Below are 20,544 nucleotides of genomic sequence, written 5' to 3' on the forward strand. Positions count from 1 at the left end.
CTCAGTCGTGCGACTCAAGCTGCGTGATGGTCTCGCCCACCGCGGCGTGCTTGGCCATCGGGCGGGCGCGGCCGTCCTTCCAGGACATCACGTGCAGCGTGTTGGTCGCGCCATCAAGCACGTGCAGCCGCTCGCCGCTGGCCGAGAAGGTCAGCGCGATCGCCATGTTCCCCGGCAGCGACGGCAGGCGCTTGCCGCTGCGCAGGTCCATCACCCACAGCTTGTCAGCGGGCAGCTTGTGCGAGCCCTCGCCGCCCTTCGGATGCATCGCCGCGACCAGGTAGCGTCCGGACGGGTCGACCGCGGCGTTCTGGTAGCCGCCCGGCCGCCAGCCCTGCGCCCGCTCGGCCTTGGTGGCGATCAGGTCGTGCGTGCTGGTGACCTGCGCCACCGCGCCGCCCAGGTTCAGCTCGGTCACCTTGCCCTGGAAGGACACGTACCAGTAGCGGTCGCCGACCCGCTCGGCGTTGTGGAACCAGGCGTCCTGGTCGGCGTCGAACAGCTTGCCGCTGGACTGGCGCTCGGCCGGCTGGCCCTGCTCGTCGAGCGTGACGGTGAGCATCGTGCCGTCGCCGCACAGCGACGAGAAACGCGTCGGATGCCCCGCCGCCGGCAGCGCACCCCAGCAACCCGGGTTCGGCACCTCGGCCGCCACCTTGCGCTCCTTCAGGTCGACGACGGTGACCGAGGTCGCGGGCGTGGCGTTCTGCACCAGCACGTAGCGGCCGTTGGCCGTGGTGGCCACGAGGTGCCGGTAGTTGAGGGCCTGTGCCCGCTTCGGCGGCAGCAGCACCTCGTACTTGAACGCCAGATCGTCGGCGCCGTAGACCTCCAGCACATCCGCCCGCTCGCCGCGGGTGGAGCGACTGAGGTGGGTGGTGGCGACATAGACCTCGTCCCGCTTCGGGCTGAGGGCCATGTTGCCGACGTAGGCCGTGCTGATCATGCCAAGGAACTTGCCGCTGGCCGCGTCGAGCACGCGGATGCGGCCGTCGGTGATGTGGCTGATGGCGAGGTCGGGAACGTAAACGCGGCGGCCGTGCTTGGCGTCGATCACCGGCGTGGTCGTCAGCGGGGGGTCGGGCGGCAGCGGCTCGGGAACAGGTTTGGCCGAAGCCTTGTTGGCCGCCCAGGTGGCCGAACTGCAGGCCAGCAGGACAGCGCCCAGCGCTGCAACGCGCCAGACACGCCGCGCGGGGCGTGAACCGGGAGAACTCAGGGTGTGCATGGTCACTCCGTTCAGGGGGATGAACCCCACTGTCGGGGCAGTGGCGACACGGGCGTGAGCCAGATTCGGCAACCGCGCGGCCAACACTGGCCGAGGTGGGCCTCAAGATCCGCTCCACCCCCATCCGGAAAGGCCCCGCACAGGTCCACGCAGGCACCGCGTTGGCGGCCCGACCCCGTGCATTCCCTAGGCGGAACGGGGTGGCTTGCCGAATACGGATATCAGTGGGCGGCGCCGACCCTGTCGCGCACCCGCTGCAGCGTCTGCGACGGCAGCTCGCCGAACAGCGCGCGGTACTCGGCCGCCAGACGCGGCAGGTGCCAGAAACCCCAGTGCGCCGCGCAGTCGGCTACGCTCGCGTGCCGGTCACCCCGCAGCAGTTCGCGCCGCAGCCCGTTCAGCCGCAGCACGCGCAGGCAGGTCACCGGACTGAGGTGCAGCACGTCCTGGAAGCTGTACTGCAACGTGCGCCGCGACACCTGCAGCGCCTCGCACAGCTCGGGCACGCCGATCGGGGCGTCGATGTGCTGGTGCATGTAGTCGCGCGCCGCCTGAACCACCTGCCGCCGGGCCGAGCTGGTCGGGCGAAACTGCGCCGACGCCGACTCGTCTGCCTCCGACACGCCGGCCAGCAGTACATCGCACGCGGCATGCACCAGCGCACGCCGCATCGGCGCATGGGCCAGCAGGGACGGCATCTCGCGCGCCGTCTTCAACGCGGTCAGCAGCATCTCGCGCAAGGCCACCTGCCGCGTATCCACGCCCTCCTTCTCGGCCGAGGGCTTCCAGTCGGCGGGCAAGGTCACCCCTTCGACCCGGCGGGCATAGTCCAGCAGGAAACGCTGTTCGACGTCCAGCGCAACCACATCGAACAGGCCATGCGTGACCAGCTCGAACTCGGTGTCCGCCTGGACCGCGAAACTCTCGCCGGGGGCCAGCCGCCGCCCGCAGTACCAGCTGTCCGAGGCCGCCACGAGCGGCATCGCCAGCGCCACCGTACCGGGGCGGGACAGCCCGTGCTGCCAGACAGCCTGCTGCGTCTGCTCGCGAAAGAGCTGGGCCGGGCCGATGCGCAGCTCCTCGACACGCCCCTGGAACGGGCCGGCCGACAGCTGCTCGTATTGCTGGTCCCACATCGACAGGCTCGCCGCGTGTTCGTTGACATCGCAGGTGTCGTGGATGACGTGGGTGTATTGACGCCACATGGTCACTCTCCTCCGGGGCCGCCGGTGCCCGGGAACCGTCAGCAACCGGCGTGCCACCCGGCGGCAAGCTTGGCACACACGGCCGCGGCAGGTGACCCGTGGCCCCTCAGTGTTTGCCCTGATCGTCGAACCTGATGCCGGTCTGGACGGGGTCAGGCCGTGTTCACCAGCCCAGCGGCGCCGCCCACCCGTCATAGACCTTGGGCAGCGGCCGGGCGTAGTCCCCATGCGCGCTGGTGCGCAGGCCCAGCGCCACCAGCCCCTCGGCGAACTTGACCGCCGCCGCCACCCCGTCGATCACCGGCACGCCCAGCCGCGCGCTCAGCGTCGCGCACAGCGCCGCCATGCCCGCGCAGCCGAGCACGATCGCGCCGCTGCGGTCGCGCGCCAGCGCCTCGCGTGCGGCGGCTTCGATCTGGTCCACGCAGCCAGCGCCACCGTCCTCCAGCGCCAGCACCGGGATGTCGGTCCCGTGGATGCCGCGACACCGGCGCTCGAAGCCGTAGCGATGCACCAGGTGCTCGGCGATCACGCAGGTGCGCGTCATCGTCGTCACCACCGAGAAGCCGGTGGCCAGGAAACTCGCCGCATGGAAGGCCGCTTCGGCGATGCCGATCACCGGCGCCGAGGTGGCTTCACGCGCCGCGTCCAGCCCCGGGTCGCCGAAACAGGCGATGACCACCGCATCCGCCCCAGCGCCGTGCAGCCGCACCTGTTCGGCCACACCGGCCGCGGCGATCGCCTCGTCGTAGTGCCCTTCGATCGAGCGCGGGCCGAAGGTGGGCTGCGTGGCGTGGACGGTCGTTCCGGGAAAAGCGACGGCGCGCGCGGCGGCGGCAATGCCCGCGGTCATGACCTCGGACGTGTTCGGGTTGATGAGCAGCAGGTTCATGGTGGTGCGGCGTGGTGCGTGGTTGGTGCGGGATTGGTGCAGGGCAGGCCAGCGGTTTTGCATACAAAGCAAGAGCCACGCCGCACGGCGGTGCATGAACCGGGCGCCGTGCCACCGTGAGGACTGCACACGGCTTGGCACACCGATTGCATACAAAACCCGGCATGCACGACGACACCGCCCCCCGCACCGATCTGGAGCTGATCCGCCTGGTCAAGGACTACGGCGCCTCGCTGGCGGTGGCCGGGATCGACCTGAAGATCGCCGCCGGCAGCTACTGTTGCCTGCTCGGCCCGTCGGGCTGCGGCAAGACCTCGACGCTGCGCATGATCGCCGGCCACGAGGAGCCGACCGAGGGTTCCATCGTGCTCGGCGGTCGCGAGATCACGCACCTGTCGCCCGCCGAACGCGGCACGGCGATGATGTTCCAGAGCTACGCGCTGTTCCCGCACCTGAGCGTGCTCGACAACGTGGCCTTCAGCGCCCGCATGAAGGGCGCCGCGAAGGCTGAACGCCATGCCCGCGCGATGGAGTTGCTCAAGCTGGTCCACATGGAGCCTTTTGCGGAGCGCCTGCCCGCCGCGCTGTCCGGCGGTCAGCAGCAACGCGTGGCGCTGGCACGGGCGCTGATGCTGCGGCCGAAGGTGCTGCTGCTGGACGAGCCGCTGTCGGCGCTGGACCCGTTCCTGCGCGTGAAGATGCGGGCGGAGCTGAAGCGCTGGCACCGCGCGCTCGGCATGAGCTTCATCCACGTCACGCACTCGCAGGAAGAGGCGATGGCGCTGGCCGACCTCGTCGTCGTGATGAACCAGGGCCGCATCGAGCAGGCCGGCAGCGCCCGCGACGTGTTCGAGCGCCCGCGCACCGAGTTCGTCGCCCGCTTCATCGGCGCGCACAACGTCATCGAGACGCCCGCCGGCAAGGTCGCCGTGCGCTGCGACCGGCTGCGGCTGGACGCGGTCGGCGCGGGCAGCGGCGCCGGCAGCGACTACGCGATGCAGGTCGCCGCCATCGAATACCAGGGCGCGCAGGTACAGATCCACCTGAGCGCAGACACCAGCAGCGCGGACGCCAGCGCCGAACCGATCTGGATGGCCGCCCTGCCCGACGCCGACTTCCATGCCGCACCGCTCGAACCCGGTCAGCGCGTCGCCCTGCACTGGCGCCCCGAAGACGCCCACGCGCTGGCTGCCTGAATCCGAACCCTGTTTCCCTCCCCGTCCGTCAACCTCCCCAGGAGTGCTCGCCATGTCCGCTGATCTCGAACCGCAGAACACCGCCCCGGCCGCTGCACCCGGCGCCGACACCCCCGAACTGCAGCGCCGCGGCTTCCTGCGCACCGCTGCGGGCGTCGGCGTGGCCGCCACCGGCATCACCGGCTTCCCGTTTGTCCACGCCCAGGAAAAGATCGTCCTGCGCTACCTCGGCACCGCGGTGAACCAGGACAAGGCCATCGCCGAGAAGTTCGAGGCCGACACCGGCATCAAGATCCAGTACATCCCGGTCACCACCGACGACGTGACCAAGCGCGCCGTCACCGCCCCGAACAGCTTCGACCTGATCGACACCGAATACTTTTCGCTCAAGAAGATCGTGCCGACCGGCAACCTGCTGGGCATTGATGTGAAGCGCATCAAGAACGCCGACAAGATCACCTCGCTGTTCACCAAGGGCGAAGTCGCCGGCAAGAAGGTCGGCGACCAAGGCACCGCGCCCAAGAAGGTCATGTACCTCGAAGGCGGCAAGAGCACCAAGTTCTCCGCCACGCCCACCGGCTTCATGACGCTGATCCCCACCGTCTACAACGCCGACACGCTGGGCATCCGCCCCGATCTCATCAAGCGCCCGATCAACTCCTGGGCCGAACTGCTCAACCCCGAGTTCAAGGGCAAGGCCGCGATCCTGAACATCCCGTCGATCGGCATCATGGACGCGGCGATGGTCGTGGAGGCCATGGGGATCTACAAGTACCCCGACAAGGGGAACATGACCAAGAAGGAAATCGACCTGACGATCAAGACGCTGATCGAGGCGAAGAAGGCCGGCCAGTTCCGCTCGCTGTGGAAGGACTTCAACGAGTCGGTGAACCTGATGGCCTCGGGCGAGGTGGTGATCCAGTCGATGTGGTCGCCGGCCGTGACCGCCGTGCGCACCAAGGGCATCGCCTGCACCTTCCAGCCGCTGAAGGAAGGGTATCGCGCGTGGGCCGCTGGTTTCGGCGTGCCGAAGACGGTCACGGGTCGCAAGGCCGATGGCGTCTACGAGTTCATCAACTGGTTCCTCGACGGCTGGGCGGGCGCCTACCTGAACCGCCAGGGCTACTACAGCGCCGTGCTGGAGACCGCCAAGGCCAAGATGGAGCCCTACGAGTGGGCCTACTGGATGGAAGGCAAGCCGGCCACGCAGGACATCAAGAGCCCCAACGGCGACGTGCTGGCCAAGGCGGGTTCCGTGCGCGACGGCGGCAGCTACGAAGCACGCATGGGCGGCATCGCCTGCTGGAACGCCGTGATGGACGAAAACGCCTACATGGTCCAGAAGTGGAACGAGTTCGTCGCCGCCTGAGTCCGGACCTGAAGCCATGAACCGCGCGCGCACCGCTCACCTCACCGCCTGGCTGCAAGCCTCGCCGCTCGCGGCGGTGTTCGCGCTGTTCTTCGTCCTCCCGCTCGGGCTGGTGCTGATGGTCAGCTTCTGGCAGGCCAGCGAGTACGAGCTGATCCCGGCCTTCACCGGGCAGAACTACCTCGACGTCTTCACCGGCTGCCCCGTCACGCCCGACGGCGACCTGTGCGTGACGTTCAAGACCTACCTCTCCACCCTGAAGTTCAGCGTGCTGACGTGGCTCATCACCGCGCTGCTGGGCTTCTCGATCGCCTACTTCCTGGCCTTCCACATCGAGGGCACGCTGACGCAGACGGTGCTGTTCATCGTCTGCACGGTGCCGTTCTGGACCAGCAACGTGATCCGGATGATCTCGTGGGTGCCGCTGCTGGGACGCAATGGCCTGGTGAACCAGACGCTGCAGGGCATGGGGCTGATCGACACGCCGATCGAGTGGCTGCTGTTCTCGGACTTCTCGGTGGTGCTGGCGTTTGTCCACCTCTACACGATGTTCATGATCGTGCCGATCTTCAACTCGATGATGCGCATCGACCGCAACCTGCTGGAGGCCGCCCGCGACAACGGCGCCAGCCCCTGGCAGACGGTGTGGCACGTCGTGCTGCCGCTGAGCCGCACCGGGCTGATCATCGGCTCGATCTTCGTCGTGGCCCTCGTGATGGGCGACTTCGTGACCGTCGGCGTCATGGGCGGCCAGCAGATCGCCTCGGTCGGCAAGATCATCCAGGTCCAGACCAGCTACCTGCAGTTCCCGATCGCGGCGGCCAACGCCGTCATCCTGCTGGCGGTGGTGCTGCTGATGATCGTCGCGCTGATGCGGCTGGTGAACCTGCGCAAGGAGCTGTGAGATGAGGGTCATCCGCAAGAAGCGCCCGCTGAGCTTCTGGCTGCTGGGCGCCGTGTTCGCCGCGTTCGTGCTGTTCCTGTACGGGCCGATGTTCGCCATCTTCGTGCTCAGCTTCCAGGGGCCGGAGGGCGGGCTGACCTTCCCGATGCGCGGCGTGTCGCTGCACTGGTTCCGCGTGCTGTGGGAAGGCATCGGCGTGATCGACATCGGTGCGGCGTTCCGGCGCTCGCTGGTGCTGGGCACGGTGGTGATGGTGCTGACGGTCGGGCTGTCGCTGCTGGCGGGGCTGGCCTACCGCAAGAAGCTGCCGGGTGGGACGGCGCTGTTCTACGTCGTCGTGGCCAGCCTGATCATGCCGTCGATCATCGTGTCGCTGGGCATCGGGCTGAGCTTCCGGCTGCTCGACACCGGGGTGAAGACGCTGCTGGAGGCGCAGTGGCCCGAAGCGCTCGACACCTTCACGAGCACGCTCGGCATGTTCACCTCGGGCCTGGGCGCGCAGCTCACCTGGACGCTGCCGTTCGGCCTCCTGATCATGTTCGCGGTGTTCAACCGCTTCAACCCGGCCTTTGAAGAAGCCGCGCGCGACCTCGGCGCGACCCCGTGGCAGAGCTTCCGCCATGTCGTGCTGCCGCTGATCGGGCCGAGCCTGGTGGGCGTGGGCATGTTCGGCTTCACGCTGAGCTGGGACGAGATCGCGCGCAGCTCGCAGGCGATGGGCGACCTCAACACGCTGCCGCTGGAGCTGCAGGGCCTGACGACGACGGTGACGACCCCGGTGATCTACGCGCTGGGCACGGTGACGACGGTGGTGTCGTTCCTGGTGATGGGACTCACCCTGGCCACCGTCGGACTCTGGCAAAGTCGCCGCCGATGACACCGGACGATCCCGCACACCCTGACACCGCCCCAGGCACCGCCACCGAGCGGGTCTACGACAGCCTCTACACCGACATCCTGGAGCGCCGCCTGGCCCCCGGCACGCGGCTGCGCGAGGAGGAACTGGCGGCGCGCTTCGCCGTCTCGCGCACGGTGATCCGGCAGGCGCTGCACCGGCTGGCGCAGGACCAGGTGATCGCGCTGAACCACAACCGCGGCGCGCAGGTGCCGGCGCCGACGCGGGCGGATGCGGCACACGTCTTCGATGCACGGCGGGTGGTGGAATGCGAGATCGCGCGGCGACTGGCCGGGCAGCTGACCGCGGCGCAGCTCGGCCAGCTGCAGGCGCTGGTCGACGCCGAAGCCCGCGCCGACACGCTCGGCGACCGCTCGGCGGCGATCCGGCTGTCGGGCGAGTTCCACCGGGCGCTGGCGCAGATGTGCGGCAACCCGGTGTTCCTGCGGCTGCTGGAAGGACTGCTGCCGACGACCTCGCTGCTGATGGCGCTCTACCAGCCCGACGGCACGCCGGCCTGCGTGCTGCACCGCCATGTGGAGCTGATCAGTGCGCTGGGGCGGCCGGGCGCGGCGGCGGCCACCGAGATGCGGCGGCATCTGCAGGAGATCGAGCGCTCGCTGAACCCGCTGCCCCCGGTACGCCCGGTGCGCGACGCGTTCAAGGCCTACCGCGAGCCCGCCACCTGAACCGCCAACCGAACCGCCCTCAGAAGGAGGCCGACAGCCCCAGCGCCCACAGCGCCGGCCGCACCGTGGGCAGTCCGTCGAAGCGGTGCTGGCCCACATCGACGGACGCCGTCAGCGCAAAGACCCGGGACCACTGCCACGACAGTCCGGCGCCGAGCAGCGGCCCGACATGGCGCTCGCTCGCCTGGTAGGCCTCGGCGCCGTTGACCGTCGTGCGCAGCGCCGTCTGCCACGCACCAAGGCCGACGCGTACCCGCGCCCGCCACCCCTCCAGCGCCGGCAGCGCGACCTGCAGCGCGACCAGAGGACCGCGGGTGTGGCGGTGGTTGCGCTGCACGAACGGCCCGTCGGCGGTGTCACCGAAGTCCGCGAACCCGAGCACCGGTCCGACCGCCCAGGCGCTGTTCCCCAGCGGAATTTCAGCCCCGACGGACACCCGCCAGCCCGTCGAACGGCCGGCCCCGCGGTCCGTCAGCAGCCCGACCGCCCCCTCGATGCGCCAGGTGGCCTGGGCTGAAGCGATGCTGCAGCCAAGCAGACAGGCCGCCGACAGCAGGAGAGGCAGCGGCCGCAGGACACGACAGGAAGCAGACGCAGACACACAAGCAGGCATGGGCAGACGACCAGTTCATGGCGGCGGGAGCCCTCGGTACCGCACCGGATCGCCCCTGCTGCCGGCGCAGGATTCTGCCTGCAGCGCCCGCGCGCGCCGGGTCCGGCCGTCCTCTATTTCTGCGACATCGGGCACGTGTTCATGCCGAGCACCGTGTACAGCGGACACATCCGGAACAGCCCGGTGGCCAGCGGCACCACGCCGATCCAGCCCCAGGCTCCGATCTGACCGGTCAGCACCAACAGGATCAGGGCCAGCCCGACCACGATGCGCAGGATGCGGTCTGCACCGCCAACATTGATTTTCATGCGACTCTCCTGAAGCAAAACCGCCGGCGCCGTCGCCGGTTGAAACGGAGTGTGTTCCTGCGGACCCCTGCAATCTGTGACCCAAGTCACACAACAGACCAGACCTCCCCTACTGGGCTCCACCGGCGGCCAGCTGACGCAGGGCAGCCGCATCCAGCACCTGCACCCGCTCCCGCCCCAGCGCCACCCAGCCCGCCTGCTCGAAGCGCTTGAGCAGCCGGGTCACCATCTCGCGCACGGTGCCGAGTTCGTCGGCGAGCTGCTGGTGGGTGAGGTGCAGCACCGGGCCGCGGCCGAGCAGCGCCGCCGCCAGCCGCTGGTCGAGACGCTGGAAGGCCACCGCCTCGGTCAGCGCGATCAGGTCGGCCATGCGCGCGGCGAACAGCGCGAAGACGTGGCGGCGGAAGGGTTCGTGGTCGCTCCAGCGCATGAAGACCGGCGCGGGCAGCAGCAGCAGGCGGCTCGGCTGCACCGCCACGCCATGCGCGGACAACACGGCCTGCCCGAACAGGCAGGCGGCCGAGACGACGCAGAGTTCGCCCGGCTGCACGCGGTACAGCTCGATCGCCCGGCCGTGCGGCGTGCCCCGCGCGACCCGCACCTCGCCGGCCAGCACCAGCGGGAAGCCGCGGCACGGTGCGCCCTCGTCGAACAGCACCGTGCCCGCAGGCACCTCGACCGCGTTGCCGAGCGCGGCCAGATCCTGCTCCCAGCCGGGCGGCGGACTGTCGGCCAGCGCCGGATAGAGACCGGACACGAGGGAAACCAGCGCGGGTGCAGGCATCATCATCGCCTCAGTGTAGACAAGCCCGGAGACATCGCCCATGAACGCCCCGCTCCACGCCGACTGGCGCCCCGTGATCACCCCCCGCCCGATGCCGGTCGAGATGCTGCAGGCGCTGCAGGCCCGCTTCGGCGCGCGCTGCTCGACCGCGCAGGCGGTGCGCGAACAGCACGGCCGCGACGAGTCCACCTATGACGCGCCGCCGCCGGACGCGGTCGTCTACTGCGAGTCGAACGAGGACGTGATGGCCGCGGTGAAGCTGGCGGACCAGTACGCGGTGCCGGTGATCCCGTTCGGCGTCGGCTCCTCGCTGGAGGGGCACCTGCTGGCCGTGCAGGGCGGGCTGAGCCTGGACCTGTCGCGCATGAACCGCATCCTGCGGCTGAACCCGGAAGACCTCACCGTCACCGTGCAGGCCGGCGTCACCCGGATGCAGCTCAACAACGAGATCCGCCACACCGGCCTGTTCTTCCCGATCGACCCGGGCGCGGACGCCTCGCTCGGCGGCATGGCGGCCACGCGGGCCTCGGGCACCAACGCGGTGCGCTACGGCACCATGCGCGAGAACGTGCTCGGTCTTGGGGTGGTCAACGCGCAGGGCGAGTGGGTGCGCACCGGCACGCGGGCGCGCAAGTCCAGCGCCGGCTACGACCTGACGCGGCTCTTCGTCGGCAGCGAGGGCACGCTCGGCGTGATGACCGAGATCACGCTCAAGCTCTACCCGCTGCCCGAGGCGGTGTCGGCGGCGATCTGCCACTTCCCGAGCATCGACGCGGCGGTGCAGACGACGATCGCGGTCATCCAGATGGGCGTGCCGATCGCGCGCTGCGAGCTGATCGACGGCAACACGGTCGGCATGGTCAACCGCCACAGCAAGCTCACGCTGCGCGAGCAGCCGATGCTGCTGATGGAGTTCCACGGGACGGCCGCCAGCGTGGCCGAGCAGGCGCAGACCGTGCAGGAGATCGCGGCCGACCACGGCGGCGAGTCCTTCGAATGGGCCTCGACCCCGGAGGAGCGCACCCGGCTGTGGACCGCCCGCCACCACGCCTACTTCGCCGCGATCCAGAGCCGCCCGGGCTGCCGCGCGATGTCCACGGACGCGTGCGTGCCGATCTCGCGGCTGGCGGAGCTGATCGCCGAGTCGGTGGCGGATGTGGATGCCTCCGGCCTGCCCTACTTCCTCGTCGGCCACGTCGGCGACGGCAACTTCCACTTCGGCTACCTGATCGATCCCGCGCAGCCCGCTGAACGTGAACTGGCCGAGGCGCTCAACCACCGGCTGGTGGAACGCACGCTGCGCATGGAAGGCACCTGCAGCGGCGAGCACGGCGTCGGGCTGCACAAGATGGGCTTCCTGCTCGACGAGGCCGGGCCGGCAGCGGTCGGGCTGATGCGGGAGATCAAGCGGGCGCTGGATCCGAAGAACATCCTGAATCCAGGAAAAGTGTTCGCGAACTGAAACCCGCAAAAACGAAATCTGCAAAGGCGGATATGGCATCGGAACTGCCCGTGATATCGACTCAAGATCCACGGACAGCCTTCCTAGAATTCTTCCATGTCCGAAATCATCAGTCAGATCGCGCAAATCAACGTGCCGCAGGATGTCCTGCAGAACGCGGATTTCGATGGCATCGTCAACGACTTCCGGCGCCACTTCCGGCGTCTGGATGATTTCCAGCGCATCCACGGGCCGGTCGGGATGCACGATTCGCTGCAGCCGCTGTGGCAGGCGATCGCCGCGGGCGACCACCGGCCGGACACCTCGGATCTGGAGGTGTCGGCGCTGTCCAAGACGCTCGGACAGCTGATCGTGCTGTCGGTGGTGCAATCGCAACAGATCCAGCGCCAGCAAGAAGCCCTGTCCTCGCAGCAGACGGCCACCCGGACGCTGCAGCAGAAGGTCAAGCAGGCACACACCGTGCTCGCCGAACACCAGCAGGCCCAGGGCGTGCACAGCGGCGAGATGCAGCAGGTGATGAACCAGTTGCTGGAGGTGCGCAACGGCCTGGTCGCCACCACCCAGCGCGTGACCGAAGCCACCCAGGACGGCCGCAAGACCCGAGAGGAACTGCAGGCCCAGATCAAGAAGGCACTGACGGAGGCCACGGCCCGCGTCGACACCGCCTGCGAGTGGGTGCAGACCATTGCCGACGCGCAGAACGTCAAGGTGGAGACGCTGCGCAATGCCGTGCACGCCGACACCGATGCCCGCGACCACTCCGAGAAGCTGCTGGCCGATGACTTGGCCCTGCTGCAGCGCCAGCTCGACCAGGAACACAACCGGGTCGAGGACCTGAGCGACCTGCTCTCCCAGCACCGCATGGCCCAGGACACGCTGCAGAACCGCGTCACCACGCTGACCCAGGAGCGCGCCGCCGAGCAGGCCCAGATGCAGGACCGGCTGAAGAAGCTCACGCTGGGCATCGCAGGCGTGTCCGGGCTGGCGCTGATCGGGCTGATGCTGGCGGTGACCCGCTTCCTCTGACCGGCTGCGCCCGAACGCAAGAGGCCGACCCGTCACCGGGTCGGCCTCTTGCATTGGTGGATGGAGTTCAGGTGGACGAAGCAGGCGCCGGCACACCCCAGCGCTTGGTCACGTCGCCCTTGGCGTTGACGCTCTCCAGATGGACCGCGAAGCCCCACAGCCGCGCGACGTGCTTGAGCACCTCGATGGCGCTGTCGGCCAACGGGCGGTCCTGGTGCTGGAAGTGGCGCAGCGTCAGCGAGCGGTCGCCGCGCAGGTTGACGTTCCAGACCTGGATGTTCGGCTCGCGCGAACCCAGGTCGTACTGCCTCGACAGCGCATCGCGCACCCGCCGGTAGCCGCTGTCGTCGTGGATGGCGCTGACCTCGATCTCGGGCTTCTTGTCGTCGTCGTGCAGCGCGAACAGGCGCAGGTCGCGCATCAGCTTGGGGCTGAGGTACTGGCCGATGAAGCTCTCGTCCTTGAAGTTGCGCATCGCCTGGTCGAACGCCGGCAGCCACGGCGTGCCAGCCAGCTCGGGAAACCACTGGCGGTCCTCCTCGGTCGGCTCCTCGCAGATGCGCTTGATGTCGGTGTACATCGCGAAGCCGAGCGCGTAGGGATTGATGCCGCTGTAGCTGCGGTCGCCCACGCGCGGCTGGTAGACCACGTTGGTGTGCGACTTGAGCCACTCGATCATCACGCCGTCGGTCAGGTGGCCATCGTCGTACATGGTGTTGAGCAGCTTGTGGTGCCAGAAGGTGGCCCAGCCCTCGTTCATCACCTGCGACTGGCGCTGCGGGTAGAAGTACTGCGCCACCTTGCGCACGATGCGCACCACCTCGCGCTGCCAGGGCTCCAGCAGCGGCGCGTTCTTCTCGACGAAGTACAGCAGGTTCTCCTGCGGCTCCTCGGGGAAGCGGCGGCTGCCGTGGGTTTCCTCGGCCTTCTCGGCGCGGCGCGGCAGCGTGCGCCAGAGGTCGTTGACCTGCTGCTGCGCGTAGGCCTCGCGGTCCTTGCGCTCGCTGAGTTCCTGCGCGAGCGTCTTCTTGCTCGGGCGGCGGTAGCGGTCGACGCCGTGGTTCATCAGCGCGTGGCAGCTGTCGAGGAAGGCCTCCACCGTGTCGATGCCGTGGCGTTCCTCGCAGTCGGCGATGTAGTTCTTGGCGTAGACGAGGTAGTCGATGATCGAGGCTGCATCCGTCCACATGCGGAACAGGTAGTTGCCCTTGAAGAAGCTGTTGTGGCCGTAGGCGGCGTGGGCGATGACCAGCGCCTGCATGGCCATCGAGTTCTCCTCCATCAGGTAGCTGATGCAGGGGTTGGAGTTGATGACGATCTCGTACGCCAGCCCCATGTGGCCGCGCTTGTAGTTCTTCTCGGTCGAGATGAACTCCTTGCCGTAGCTCCAGTGGCGGTAGTTCACCGGCATGCCGACGCTGGCGTAAGCGTCCATCATCTGCTCGGCGGTGATGATCTCCAGCTGGTTGGGATAGGTGTCGAGGCCGAAGCGGGCCGCGGTGCCACGGATCACGTCGTGGTACTGCTCGACCAGCTCGAAGTTCCAGTCGCTCGGGCCGGGCAGCGGCTCGGCGGCCCGTTCGGGCGCCGGCAGCGGGCCGCCGTGCAGGTCCTTCATGGCGACAGCGGGCATGGGTTTCATGCGGTGGCTCCTTCCTTCTTGAACAAGTCGCGGAACACCGGGTAGATCTGGTCGGCGCTCGTCACCTTGCGCATCGCGAAATGCGGTCCGGACACTTCACCCAGGCGGGTGTACTCGTCCCACAGGTTCTGCTCCGGCTCCGCCACCTGCACATAGGCGTAGTAGCGGCACAGCGGCAGGATCTTGTTCTGCAGGATCTCGCGGCAGCGGCCCGAGTCGTGGTGCCAGTTGTCGCCGTCGCTGGCCTGCGCGCCGTAGATGTTCCACTGGTCCGACGGGTAGCGGGCGCGGATGATCTCCTCCATCAGCACCAGCGCGCTGGACACCACCGTGCCGCCAGTCTCGGTCGAGTGGAAGAAGCCCTGCTCGTCCACCTCCTGCGCCTGCGTGTGGTGGCGGATGAAGACGATGTCGATCTTCTCGTAGTGCCGCGTCAGGAACAGGTAGAGCAGGATGAAGAAGCGCTTGGACAGCTCCTTGCGCGATTCGTCCATCGAGCCCGACACGTCCATCACGCAGAACATCACCGCCTTGGACGTCGGCACCGGCACCTTCACGCGGCTGCGGAAGCGCAGGTCGATCGGGTCGAGGAAGGGGATGTGGCCGATGCGCGCCCGCAGCTCGGCGATGCGGGTCTGCAGGTCCAGCAGTTCCTGCTCGGCGAGCAGGTCGGTCGGACGCGGCTGCGGCTGTGCCTGCAGCTCCGCCAGCTGTTGTTCGAGGCGGCGCAGTTCGCGCCGGCTGTCATTGCCCAGCGCGATGCGCCGGCCGAGCGCGCCGCGCATCGAGCGCACGATGTGCAGGTTGCTGGGCGTGCCGTCGTTGGTGAAGCCCGCGCGGTGGCTCTTCCACTCGGGCGTCTCGGCGAGCTGGGTGCGGATCAGGTGGGGCAGCGCGAGGTCCTCGAAGAAGACCTGCATGAACTCCTCCTTGCTCAGCGAGAAGACGAAGTCGTCCTCGCCTTCGCCGGAGTCGCTCGCCTGGCCCTGGCCGGAACCACCGCCGGCACCACCGCCCTTGGGCCGCTTGATGCGGTCGCCGGCCACGTAGTCCTGGTTGCCGGGGTGGACCATGTCACGCTGGCCGCCCTGCCCGTGGTGGAAGACCGGCTCGCTGATGTCCTTCTTCGGGATGCGGATGTCCTCGCCACGCTCCAGGTCGCGGATGCCGCGCCCGTCGATGGCGCGGCGCACGGCGCCCTTGATCTGGTCCTTGTAACGCCGCAGGAAGCGCTCGCGGTTGCCGATCGACTTGTTCTTGCCGGAGAGCCTGCGGTCGATGATCTGCTGGAACATGGTTCACCTTGCAATGGTTGGCTGCCCCGGGGCCTCCCGGAGCCGGGGCGGCCGGGGCCTCAGCTCGACTTGCGCACGCGCAGGTACCACTCGCACAGCAGGCGGACCTGCTTGGGCGTGTAGCCCTTGAGCACCATGCGGTTGACGAAGTCCTCGTGCTTCTTGGCCTCGTCGTTGCTCGCCTTGGCGTTGAAGCTGATGACCGGCAGCAGCTCCTCGGTGTTCGAGAACATCTTCTTCTCGATCACCGCGCGCAGCTTCTCGTAGCTGGTCCAGACCGGGTTCTTGCCACCGTTGTTGGCACGCGCCCGCAGCACGAAGTTGACGATCTCGTTGCGGAAATCCTTCGGGTTGGCGATGCCGGCCGGCTTCTCGATCTTCTCCAGTTCACCGTTCAGCGAGCCACGGTCGAACACCTCGCCCGTGTCGGTGTCGCGGTACTCCTGGTCCTGGATCCAGTAGTCGGCGTAGGTCACGTAGCGGTCGAAGATGTTCTGGCCGTACTCGGAGTAGCTCTCCAGGTAGGCGGTCTGGATCTCCTTGCCAATGAACTCGGCGTAGCGCGGGGCCAGCAGCTCCTTGATGAAGCCGATGTACTTCGATTCGGTCTCGGCGGGGAACTGCTCGCGCTCGATCTGCTTCTCCAGCACATACATCAGGTGGACCGGGTTGGCCGCCAGCTCGGTGTTGTCGAAGTTGAAGACCTTGGACAGGATCTTGTAGGCGAAGCGCGTCGAGATGCCGCTCATGCCCTCGTCCACGCCGGCGTAGTCGCGGTACTCCTGATAACTCTTGGCGCGCGGGTCGGTGTCCTTCAGGTTCTCGCCGTCGTAGATCATCATCTTGCTGTAGAGGCTGGAGTTCTCCGGCTCCTTCAGGCGGGTGAGCATGGCGAACTGGCTCATCATCTTCAGCGTACCCGGCGCGCAGGTCGCCCCGGCCAGCGAGGAGCCGCGCAGCAGCTTCTCGTAGATCTTCACCTCTTCCGACACCCGCAGGCAGTACGGCACCTTGACGATGTAGATCCGGTCGAGGAAGGCCTCGTTGTTCTTGTTGTTGCGGAAGGTCTTCCACTCGCTCTCGTTCGAGTGGGCCAGCACGATGCCGTCAAAGGGAATCGCACCAAAGCCTTCGGTGCCCTTGAAGTTGGCTTCCTGCGTGGCGGTCAGCAGCGGGTGCAGCACCTTGATCGGCGCCTTGAACATTTCCACGAACTCCAGCATCCCCTGGTTCGCCAGGCACAGGCCGCCGGAGTAGCTGTAGGCGTCCGGATCGTCCTGGGCGAAGGTCTCCAGCTTGCGGATGTCGACCTTGCCGACCAGCGCGCTGATGTCCTGGTTGTTCTCGTCGCCCGGCTCGGTCTTGGCGATGCCGACCTGCTTCAGGATCGACGGGAAGCGCTTGACCACCTTGAAGCGGCGGATGTCGCCCCCGTACTCTTCGAGCCGCTTGACCGCCCACGGGCTCATCACGCGGTTCAGGTAACGGGCCGGGATGCCGTATTCCTTCTCCAGCACGGCGCCGTCCTCGGCCGGGTCGAACAGGCCCAGCGGCGACTCGTTCACCGGCGAGCCCTTGATCGCGTAGAAGGGCACCTCCTGCATCAGCTGCTTCAGGCGCTCGGCGATCGAGCTCTTGCCGCCGCCGACGGGGCCGAGCAAGTACAGGATCTGCTTCTTCTCTTCCAGCCCCTGCGCGGCGTGGCGGAAGTAGGAAACGACCTGCTCGATCGCGTCCTCCATGCCGTAGAACTCGGCGAAGGCGGGGTAGATCTTGATGATCTTGTTGGCGAACAGCCGCGACAGACGGGGGTCGTTGCGGGTGTCGATCGACTTGGGCTCGCCGATGGCCTTGAGCATCCGCTCAGCGGCCGAGGCATACGCCAAGGGGTTGCGCTTGCACTCTGCGAGGTAGTCTTCCAGCGAGATTTCTTCCTCGCGGGTGCGCTCGTAGCGGGCGGCGAAATTGCTGATCACGTCCATTGCAGGCCTCCTGTATGAAGTCAGGCGATGGGCGACAGGATCAGTGTCGCGCCACCAGGGAAGATCTGATGGAGTCCCGCCGCGGTACTGCCGGGGCAGGTGGCGTGCGAGGCGCCATCAGAACTTTCCGTTGGTCTGCAAGCGCGGTAGATCCGCGTTTGTGTGACTCGGCGGTGTCAGCTTCGTTCAACTTGAGCCCATCGGTCCCGTGAAGAAACCCGGTTGGATGGGCCATTTTCAATTTGCAGCGGCGTGGTGCGACATCGTTCACTGCTCCACCGGATCTGCACCATTCCACTACGTCAGGCCTGCGCCTTGCGTTGACACCAGCAAGGGATGTGCCTGCGATATCCCATCATGCGCGAAACCTGACCCGATCGTGACGGAAGGGACGAAGCAGGACAACACCGCGACCGCGGATGCTCAGCACAGCAAAAGCCACCCGGAAGCGGGTGGCGGGACGCGGCCGGACGTGCTCAGCGCTCGGTCGCGCCGAGGCGGTCGAGCAGGCCGCTCAACTCGTCGAGCGAGCCGAAGGCGATGGCGACCTCGCCCTGCTCGCCGCGGCGGGTGCGCTTTTTCACGCGGATCTCGACCTGGGCGGTCAGCAGATCCGACAGCAGCGCTTCGAGACGCTGCACGTCGCGCGACTTGGCCGGGCGGGCACGGTCGGCCGCGCCAGGCTGGGCCAGATCGTGCTGGCGGGTGACGAGCTTCTCGGCTTCACGCACCGAGAGCTTGCGGCCGACGATCTCGTTGGCGCAGGTGATCTGGTGCGCCTTGTCCAGCGACAGCAATGCACGGGCGTGGCCCATGTCGATGTCGCCCGCGGTGAGCATCTGCTGCACCGGCTCGGCCAGCTGCAGCAGGCGCAGCAGGTTCGACGTGGCGCTGCGCGAGCGGCCGATAGCCTGCGCAGCGCTGTCGTGGGTCAGCCCGAAGTCGCGGATCAGGCGTTGCACGCCGTGGGCCTCTTCGAGCGGGTTGAGGTCTTCACGCTGGATGTTCTCGATCAGCGCCATCACGGCGGCGGCCTGGTCCGGCACGTCGCGCACCAGCACCGGCACTTCGCCCAAACCCGCCAGCCGCGCGGCCCGGGTGCGGCGCTCGCCGGCGATGATCTCGTACATCGGCAGCCCGTCGCGCGAGGCCACGGGGCGCACCAGCACCGGCTGCATCACGCCCTGGGTCTTGATGCTCTCGGCCAGCTCGAACAGCGAGCCTTCGTCCATGCGGGTGCGCGGCTGGTACTTGCCGGGCAGGAGCTGGTCGAGCTGGACGGCACCGGGATGGCGCTCCTTGCCGCCGGACTGTGGCGTGGCGTCGCTGACCTGCGGCCCGAGCAGGGCTTCCAGACCGCGACCGAGACCTTTGGGCTTCTTGGTGACCATCCGGCGATTGTCCGCGATATTGGCGTGGTTTCAGGGCTGAACGCCGGGGGCATTCACCAGTACCGCCACCAGCGCCAGGCCGGCCGGCCAGTCCCCGAGACCGGACTCGGCATTGAGGTGCCCGCGCGGACCCGCGTCCACCACCCGTGCACCCCAGTCGGCGCACAGGGTGGCGGCCCGGTCCGGCGCGCAGTAGGGATCGTCCGACGACACCACCGCCGTCGCCGCAAACGGCAGGCGGCCGCGGCGGATCGGCCGCCAGTTGTGCAGCTGCGGCGGCATGTCGGCGCGCTCGGTGTCGGGCGGTGCCACCAGCAGCGCACCCTGCACGAGGCCCGTGTGGCGGCTGTGTTCGGCCCACGCGGCGACGAGCTGGCAGCCGAGACTGTGCGCGACGAGCACGGCCGGACGCCGGTCCGGCCCGGACAGCAGCACATCGTCGAGCCGCGCCATCCAGTCGCCACGGCGCGGCCAGGTCCAGTCGTCCTGCTCGACCTGCGTGAAGCCGTGCAGCGCCGCCCAGCGGGTCTGCCAGTGGCCTTCGCCGGAGCCGAGCCAGCCGGGCAGCAGCAGCACGCGGCAGGCCTGCCAGGCCGCAGCCGTGTCGATCGAGGTGTTCATCGTCATGTCCATGCCGTATTCTTTCGCGTTCCACCGATCACGAGGTTCCCCCATGAAGCATGCAGTGTTTGTCGACGGCCAGGAGGGCACGACGGGCTTGCGCATCCACGAGTATCTGGCCAGCCGCGCCGACATCGAGGTCCTGCGCATCGACCCCGACAAGCGCAAGGACGCCGCCGAGCGCGCACGGTTGCTCAACGCGGCCGACGTGGCCTTCCTGTGCCTGCCGGATGCCGCCGCGGTCGAAGCCGCCGCGCTGATCACGAACCCGAACACCTGCCTGATCGACGCCAGCACCGCACACCGGACCGTGCCGGGCTGGGCCTTCGGCCTGCCGGAACTCGCTGCGGGCCAGCGCGAACAGCTGCGCGCCTCCAAGCGGATCGCCAATCCGGGCTGCCACGCCAGCGCCTTCATCCTGCTGATGCGTCCGTTGGTGGACGCCGGGCTGGTGCCGGCCGCGCTGCCGGTGAGCGCCACCTCGCTGACCGGCTACTCGGGCGGCGGCAAGAAGATGATCGAGCAGTACCAGGCCGGTGGCGACGTGAAGCTGGAGTCGCCGCGCCCCTACGCGCTGGGGCTGGCGCACAAGCACATCCCGGAAATGATGACCCACACGGGGCTGACGACCAAGCCGGTCTTCGTGCCGGTGGTCGGCAACTTCTACAAGGGGCTGTCGGTCACGATCCCGCTGCACCGCGCGCAACTGGCCCCCGGCGCCACGGCCGAGCGGCTGCACGCGGCCTTCGCCGAGCACTACGCGGGCGAGCCCTTCGTGCGCGTGATGCCGCTCAATGACCCGGCGACGATGGAAGGCGGCTTCTTCGACGTGCAGGGCTGCAACGACACCAACCGGGTCGATCTGTTCGTGTTCGCCAATGGCGAGCAGGTGCTGCTGATGGCGCGCCTGGACAACCTCGGCAAGGGGGCGAGCGGCGCGGCGGTGCAGTCGATGAACGTGCACCTCGGGGTCGAGGAAAACCTCGGTCTCTGACGCAAAAAAGCCCGGCGGTGCCGGGCTTGGTCAGGCAGGAAGCGCGAC

Annotated in this window: 19 protein-coding genes; 8 read left to right on the plus strand and 11 right to left on the minus strand. The window is 68.2% G+C overall.

Annotated elements, in window-relative coordinates; all coding sequences use genetic code 11:
- Position 1 precedes the first annotated feature (1 nt).
- From BDD16_RS05640 to BDD16_RS05650, 3 genes are all read right to left on the minus strand, one after another.
- Positions 2 to 1,228, minus strand: coding sequence for an amine dehydrogenase large subunit (locus BDD16_RS05640; RefSeq protein WP_179633041.1), 1,227 nt, complete (start codon positions 1,226 to 1,228; stop codon positions 2 to 4).
- A 221-nt stretch (positions 1,229 to 1,449) separates the two neighbouring features.
- Entirely contained in the window at positions 1,450 to 2,433 is a 984-nt protein-coding gene (locus BDD16_RS05645) for a helix-turn-helix domain-containing protein (protein WP_179633042.1), read from the minus strand.
- A 163-nt stretch (positions 2,434 to 2,596) separates the two neighbouring features.
- Complete coding sequence (locus tag BDD16_RS05650; protein ID WP_179633043.1) at positions 2,597 to 3,325, minus strand: aspartate/glutamate racemase family protein; 729 nt, start codon at positions 3,323 to 3,325, stop codon at positions 2,597 to 2,599.
- A 164-nt stretch (positions 3,326 to 3,489) separates the two neighbouring features.
- On the opposite strand from BDD16_RS05650, the gene BDD16_RS05655 reads away from it, so the two are divergent.
- The 5 genes from BDD16_RS05655 to BDD16_RS05675 are packed head-to-tail and all read left to right on the plus strand — an operon-like array spanning position 3,490 to position 8,378.
- Complete coding sequence (locus BDD16_RS05655) at positions 3,490 to 4,521, plus strand: ABC transporter ATP-binding protein (protein ID WP_179633044.1); 1,032 nt, start codon at positions 3,490 to 3,492, stop codon at positions 4,519 to 4,521.
- Between the two features lie 52 nt (positions 4,522 to 4,573).
- Entirely contained in the window at positions 4,574 to 5,890 is a 1,317-nt protein-coding gene (locus tag BDD16_RS05660) for an ABC transporter substrate-binding protein (protein WP_179633045.1), read from the plus strand.
- A 16-nt stretch (positions 5,891 to 5,906) separates the two neighbouring features.
- Positions 5,907 to 6,794 carry an ABC transporter permease gene (locus BDD16_RS05665; protein ID WP_179633046.1) on the plus strand — a complete coding sequence of 296 codons (888 nt, stop codon included), beginning with the start codon at positions 5,907 to 5,909 and terminating at the stop codon, positions 6,792 to 6,794.
- Between the two features lies 1 nt (position 6,795).
- Entirely contained in the window at positions 6,796 to 7,671 is an 876-nt protein-coding gene (locus tag BDD16_RS05670; RefSeq protein WP_179633047.1) for an ABC transporter permease, read from the plus strand.
- Complete coding sequence (locus BDD16_RS05675; RefSeq protein ID WP_179633048.1) at positions 7,668 to 8,378, plus strand: GntR family transcriptional regulator; 711 nt, start codon at positions 7,668 to 7,670, stop codon at positions 8,376 to 8,378. Before BDD16_RS05670 ends, BDD16_RS05675 begins: the two co-directional genes overlap by 4 nt.
- 19 nt (positions 8,379 to 8,397) lie before the next feature.
- On the opposite strand, the gene BDD16_RS05680 is transcribed toward BDD16_RS05675, so the two are convergent.
- The 3 genes from BDD16_RS05680 to BDD16_RS05690 all read right to left on the minus strand — a co-directional run bounded on the left by BDD16_RS05680 (position 8,398) and on the right by BDD16_RS05690 (position 10,086).
- Positions 8,398 to 8,979, minus strand: coding sequence for a hypothetical protein (locus BDD16_RS05680; RefSeq protein WP_179633049.1), 582 nt, complete (start codon positions 8,977 to 8,979; stop codon positions 8,398 to 8,400).
- A gap of 125 nt (positions 8,980 to 9,104) precedes the next feature.
- Complete coding sequence (locus BDD16_RS05685) at positions 9,105 to 9,299, minus strand: YgaP family membrane protein (RefSeq protein WP_179633050.1); 195 nt, start codon at positions 9,297 to 9,299, stop codon at positions 9,105 to 9,107.
- 109 nt (positions 9,300 to 9,408) lie between these two features.
- A complete protein-coding gene (locus tag BDD16_RS05690; RefSeq protein WP_179633051.1) occupies positions 9,409 to 10,086 on the minus strand; it encodes a Crp/Fnr family transcriptional regulator in 678 nt (225 codons plus the stop codon).
- Positions 10,087 to 10,123: 37 nt separating this feature from the next.
- Between BDD16_RS05690 and BDD16_RS05695 the strand changes: the two genes are divergently transcribed.
- Together BDD16_RS05695 and BDD16_RS05700 are read left to right on the plus strand one after the other, a co-directional pair.
- Positions 10,124 to 11,545, plus strand: coding sequence for an FAD-binding oxidoreductase (locus BDD16_RS05695; protein ID WP_179633052.1), 1,422 nt, complete (start codon positions 10,124 to 10,126; stop codon positions 11,543 to 11,545).
- Positions 11,546 to 11,641: 96 nt separating this feature from the next.
- Complete coding sequence (locus tag BDD16_RS05700; RefSeq protein WP_179633053.1) at positions 11,642 to 12,571, plus strand: hypothetical protein; 930 nt, start codon at positions 11,642 to 11,644, stop codon at positions 12,569 to 12,571.
- A 67-nt stretch (positions 12,572 to 12,638) separates the two neighbouring features.
- Here the strand turns inward: BDD16_RS05700 and BDD16_RS05705 are convergent, their stop codons facing one another.
- The 5 genes from BDD16_RS05705 to BDD16_RS05725 form a co-directional block, all read right to left on the minus strand.
- Positions 12,639 to 14,204, minus strand: coding sequence for a SpoVR family protein (locus tag BDD16_RS05705; protein ID WP_310732848.1), 1,566 nt, complete (start codon positions 14,202 to 14,204; stop codon positions 12,639 to 12,641).
- Between the two features lie 5 nt (positions 14,205 to 14,209).
- The gene (locus tag BDD16_RS05710) at positions 14,210 to 15,508 is read right to left on the minus strand and encodes a YeaH/YhbH family protein (RefSeq protein ID WP_179633055.1); all 1,299 of its coding nucleotides are present in this window, start codon (positions 15,506 to 15,508) and stop codon (positions 14,210 to 14,212) included.
- A gap of 59 nt (positions 15,509 to 15,567) precedes the next feature.
- Positions 15,568 to 17,490, minus strand: coding sequence for a PrkA family serine protein kinase (locus tag BDD16_RS05715; RefSeq protein ID WP_179633056.1), 1,923 nt, complete (start codon positions 17,488 to 17,490; stop codon positions 15,568 to 15,570).
- Positions 17,491 to 17,966: 476 nt separating this feature from the next.
- Complete coding sequence (locus BDD16_RS05720; RefSeq protein WP_179633057.1) at positions 17,967 to 18,881, minus strand: ParB/RepB/Spo0J family partition protein; 915 nt, start codon at positions 18,879 to 18,881, stop codon at positions 17,967 to 17,969.
- 30 nt (positions 18,882 to 18,911) lie between these two features.
- Complete coding sequence (locus BDD16_RS05725) at positions 18,912 to 19,514, minus strand: RBBP9/YdeN family alpha/beta hydrolase (RefSeq protein WP_246332476.1); 603 nt, start codon at positions 19,512 to 19,514, stop codon at positions 18,912 to 18,914.
- Between the two features lie 40 nt (positions 19,515 to 19,554).
- On the opposite strand from BDD16_RS05725, the gene argC reads away from it, so the two are divergent.
- Positions 19,555 to 20,496, plus strand: a complete 942-nt coding sequence (argC, locus tag BDD16_RS05730) for an N-acetyl-gamma-glutamyl-phosphate reductase (RefSeq protein WP_179633058.1) — start codon at positions 19,555 to 19,557, stop codon at positions 20,494 to 20,496.
- The last annotated feature ends 48 nt before the right edge of the window (positions 20,497 to 20,544 follow it).

The organism is Sphaerotilus montanus, assembly GCF_013410775.1.
Lineage (GTDB): Bacteria > Pseudomonadota > Gammaproteobacteria > Burkholderiales > Burkholderiaceae_C > Sphaerotilus > Sphaerotilus montanus.

Coding starts and splice junctions, on each gene's coding strand:
- BDD16_RS05640 (WP_179633041.1), bottom strand. CDS start 1,228: ATGCACACCCTGAGTTCTCCCGGTTCACGCCCCGCGCGGCGTGTCTGG.
- BDD16_RS05645 (WP_179633042.1), bottom strand. CDS start 2,433: ATGTGGCGTCAATACACCCACGTCATCCACGACACCTGCGATGTCAAC.
- BDD16_RS05650 (WP_179633043.1), bottom strand. CDS start 3,325: ATGAACCTGCTGCTCATCAACCCGAACACGTCCGAGGTCATGACCGCG.
- BDD16_RS05655 (WP_179633044.1), top strand. CDS start 3,490: ATGCACGACGACACCGCCCCCCGCACCGATCTGGAGCTGATCCGCCTG.
- BDD16_RS05660 (WP_179633045.1), top strand. CDS start 4,574: ATGTCCGCTGATCTCGAACCGCAGAACACCGCCCCGGCCGCTGCACCC.
- BDD16_RS05665 (WP_179633046.1), top strand. CDS start 5,907: ATGAACCGCGCGCGCACCGCTCACCTCACCGCCTGGCTGCAAGCCTCG.
- BDD16_RS05670 (WP_179633047.1), top strand. CDS start 6,796: ATGAGGGTCATCCGCAAGAAGCGCCCGCTGAGCTTCTGGCTGCTGGGC.
- BDD16_RS05675 (WP_179633048.1), top strand. CDS start 7,668: ATGACACCGGACGATCCCGCACACCCTGACACCGCCCCAGGCACCGCC.
- BDD16_RS05685 (WP_179633050.1), bottom strand. CDS start 9,299: ATGAAAATCAATGTTGGCGGTGCAGACCGCATCCTGCGCATCGTGGTC.
- BDD16_RS05690 (WP_179633051.1), bottom strand. CDS start 10,086: ATGATGCCTGCACCCGCGCTGGTTTCCCTCGTGTCCGGTCTCTATCCG.
- BDD16_RS05695 (WP_179633052.1), top strand. CDS start 10,124: ATGAACGCCCCGCTCCACGCCGACTGGCGCCCCGTGATCACCCCCCGC.
- BDD16_RS05700 (WP_179633053.1), top strand. CDS start 11,642: ATGTCCGAAATCATCAGTCAGATCGCGCAAATCAACGTGCCGCAGGAT.
- BDD16_RS05705 (WP_310732848.1), bottom strand. CDS start 14,204: ATGCCCGCTGTCGCCATGAAGGACCTGCACGGCGGCCCGCTGCCGGCG.
- BDD16_RS05710 (WP_179633055.1), bottom strand. CDS start 15,508: ATGTTCCAGCAGATCATCGACCGCAGGCTCTCCGGCAAGAACAAGTCG.
- BDD16_RS05715 (WP_179633056.1), bottom strand. CDS start 17,490: ATGGACGTGATCAGCAATTTCGCCGCCCGCTACGAGCGCACCCGCGAG.
- BDD16_RS05720 (WP_179633057.1), bottom strand. CDS start 18,881: ATGGTCACCAAGAAGCCCAAAGGTCTCGGTCGCGGTCTGGAAGCCCTG.
- BDD16_RS05725 (WP_246332476.1), bottom strand. CDS start 19,514: ATGGACATGACGATGAACACCTCGATCGACACGGCTGCGGCCTGGCAG.
- argC (WP_179633058.1), top strand. CDS start 19,555: ATGAAGCATGCAGTGTTTGTCGACGGCCAGGAGGGCACGACGGGCTTG.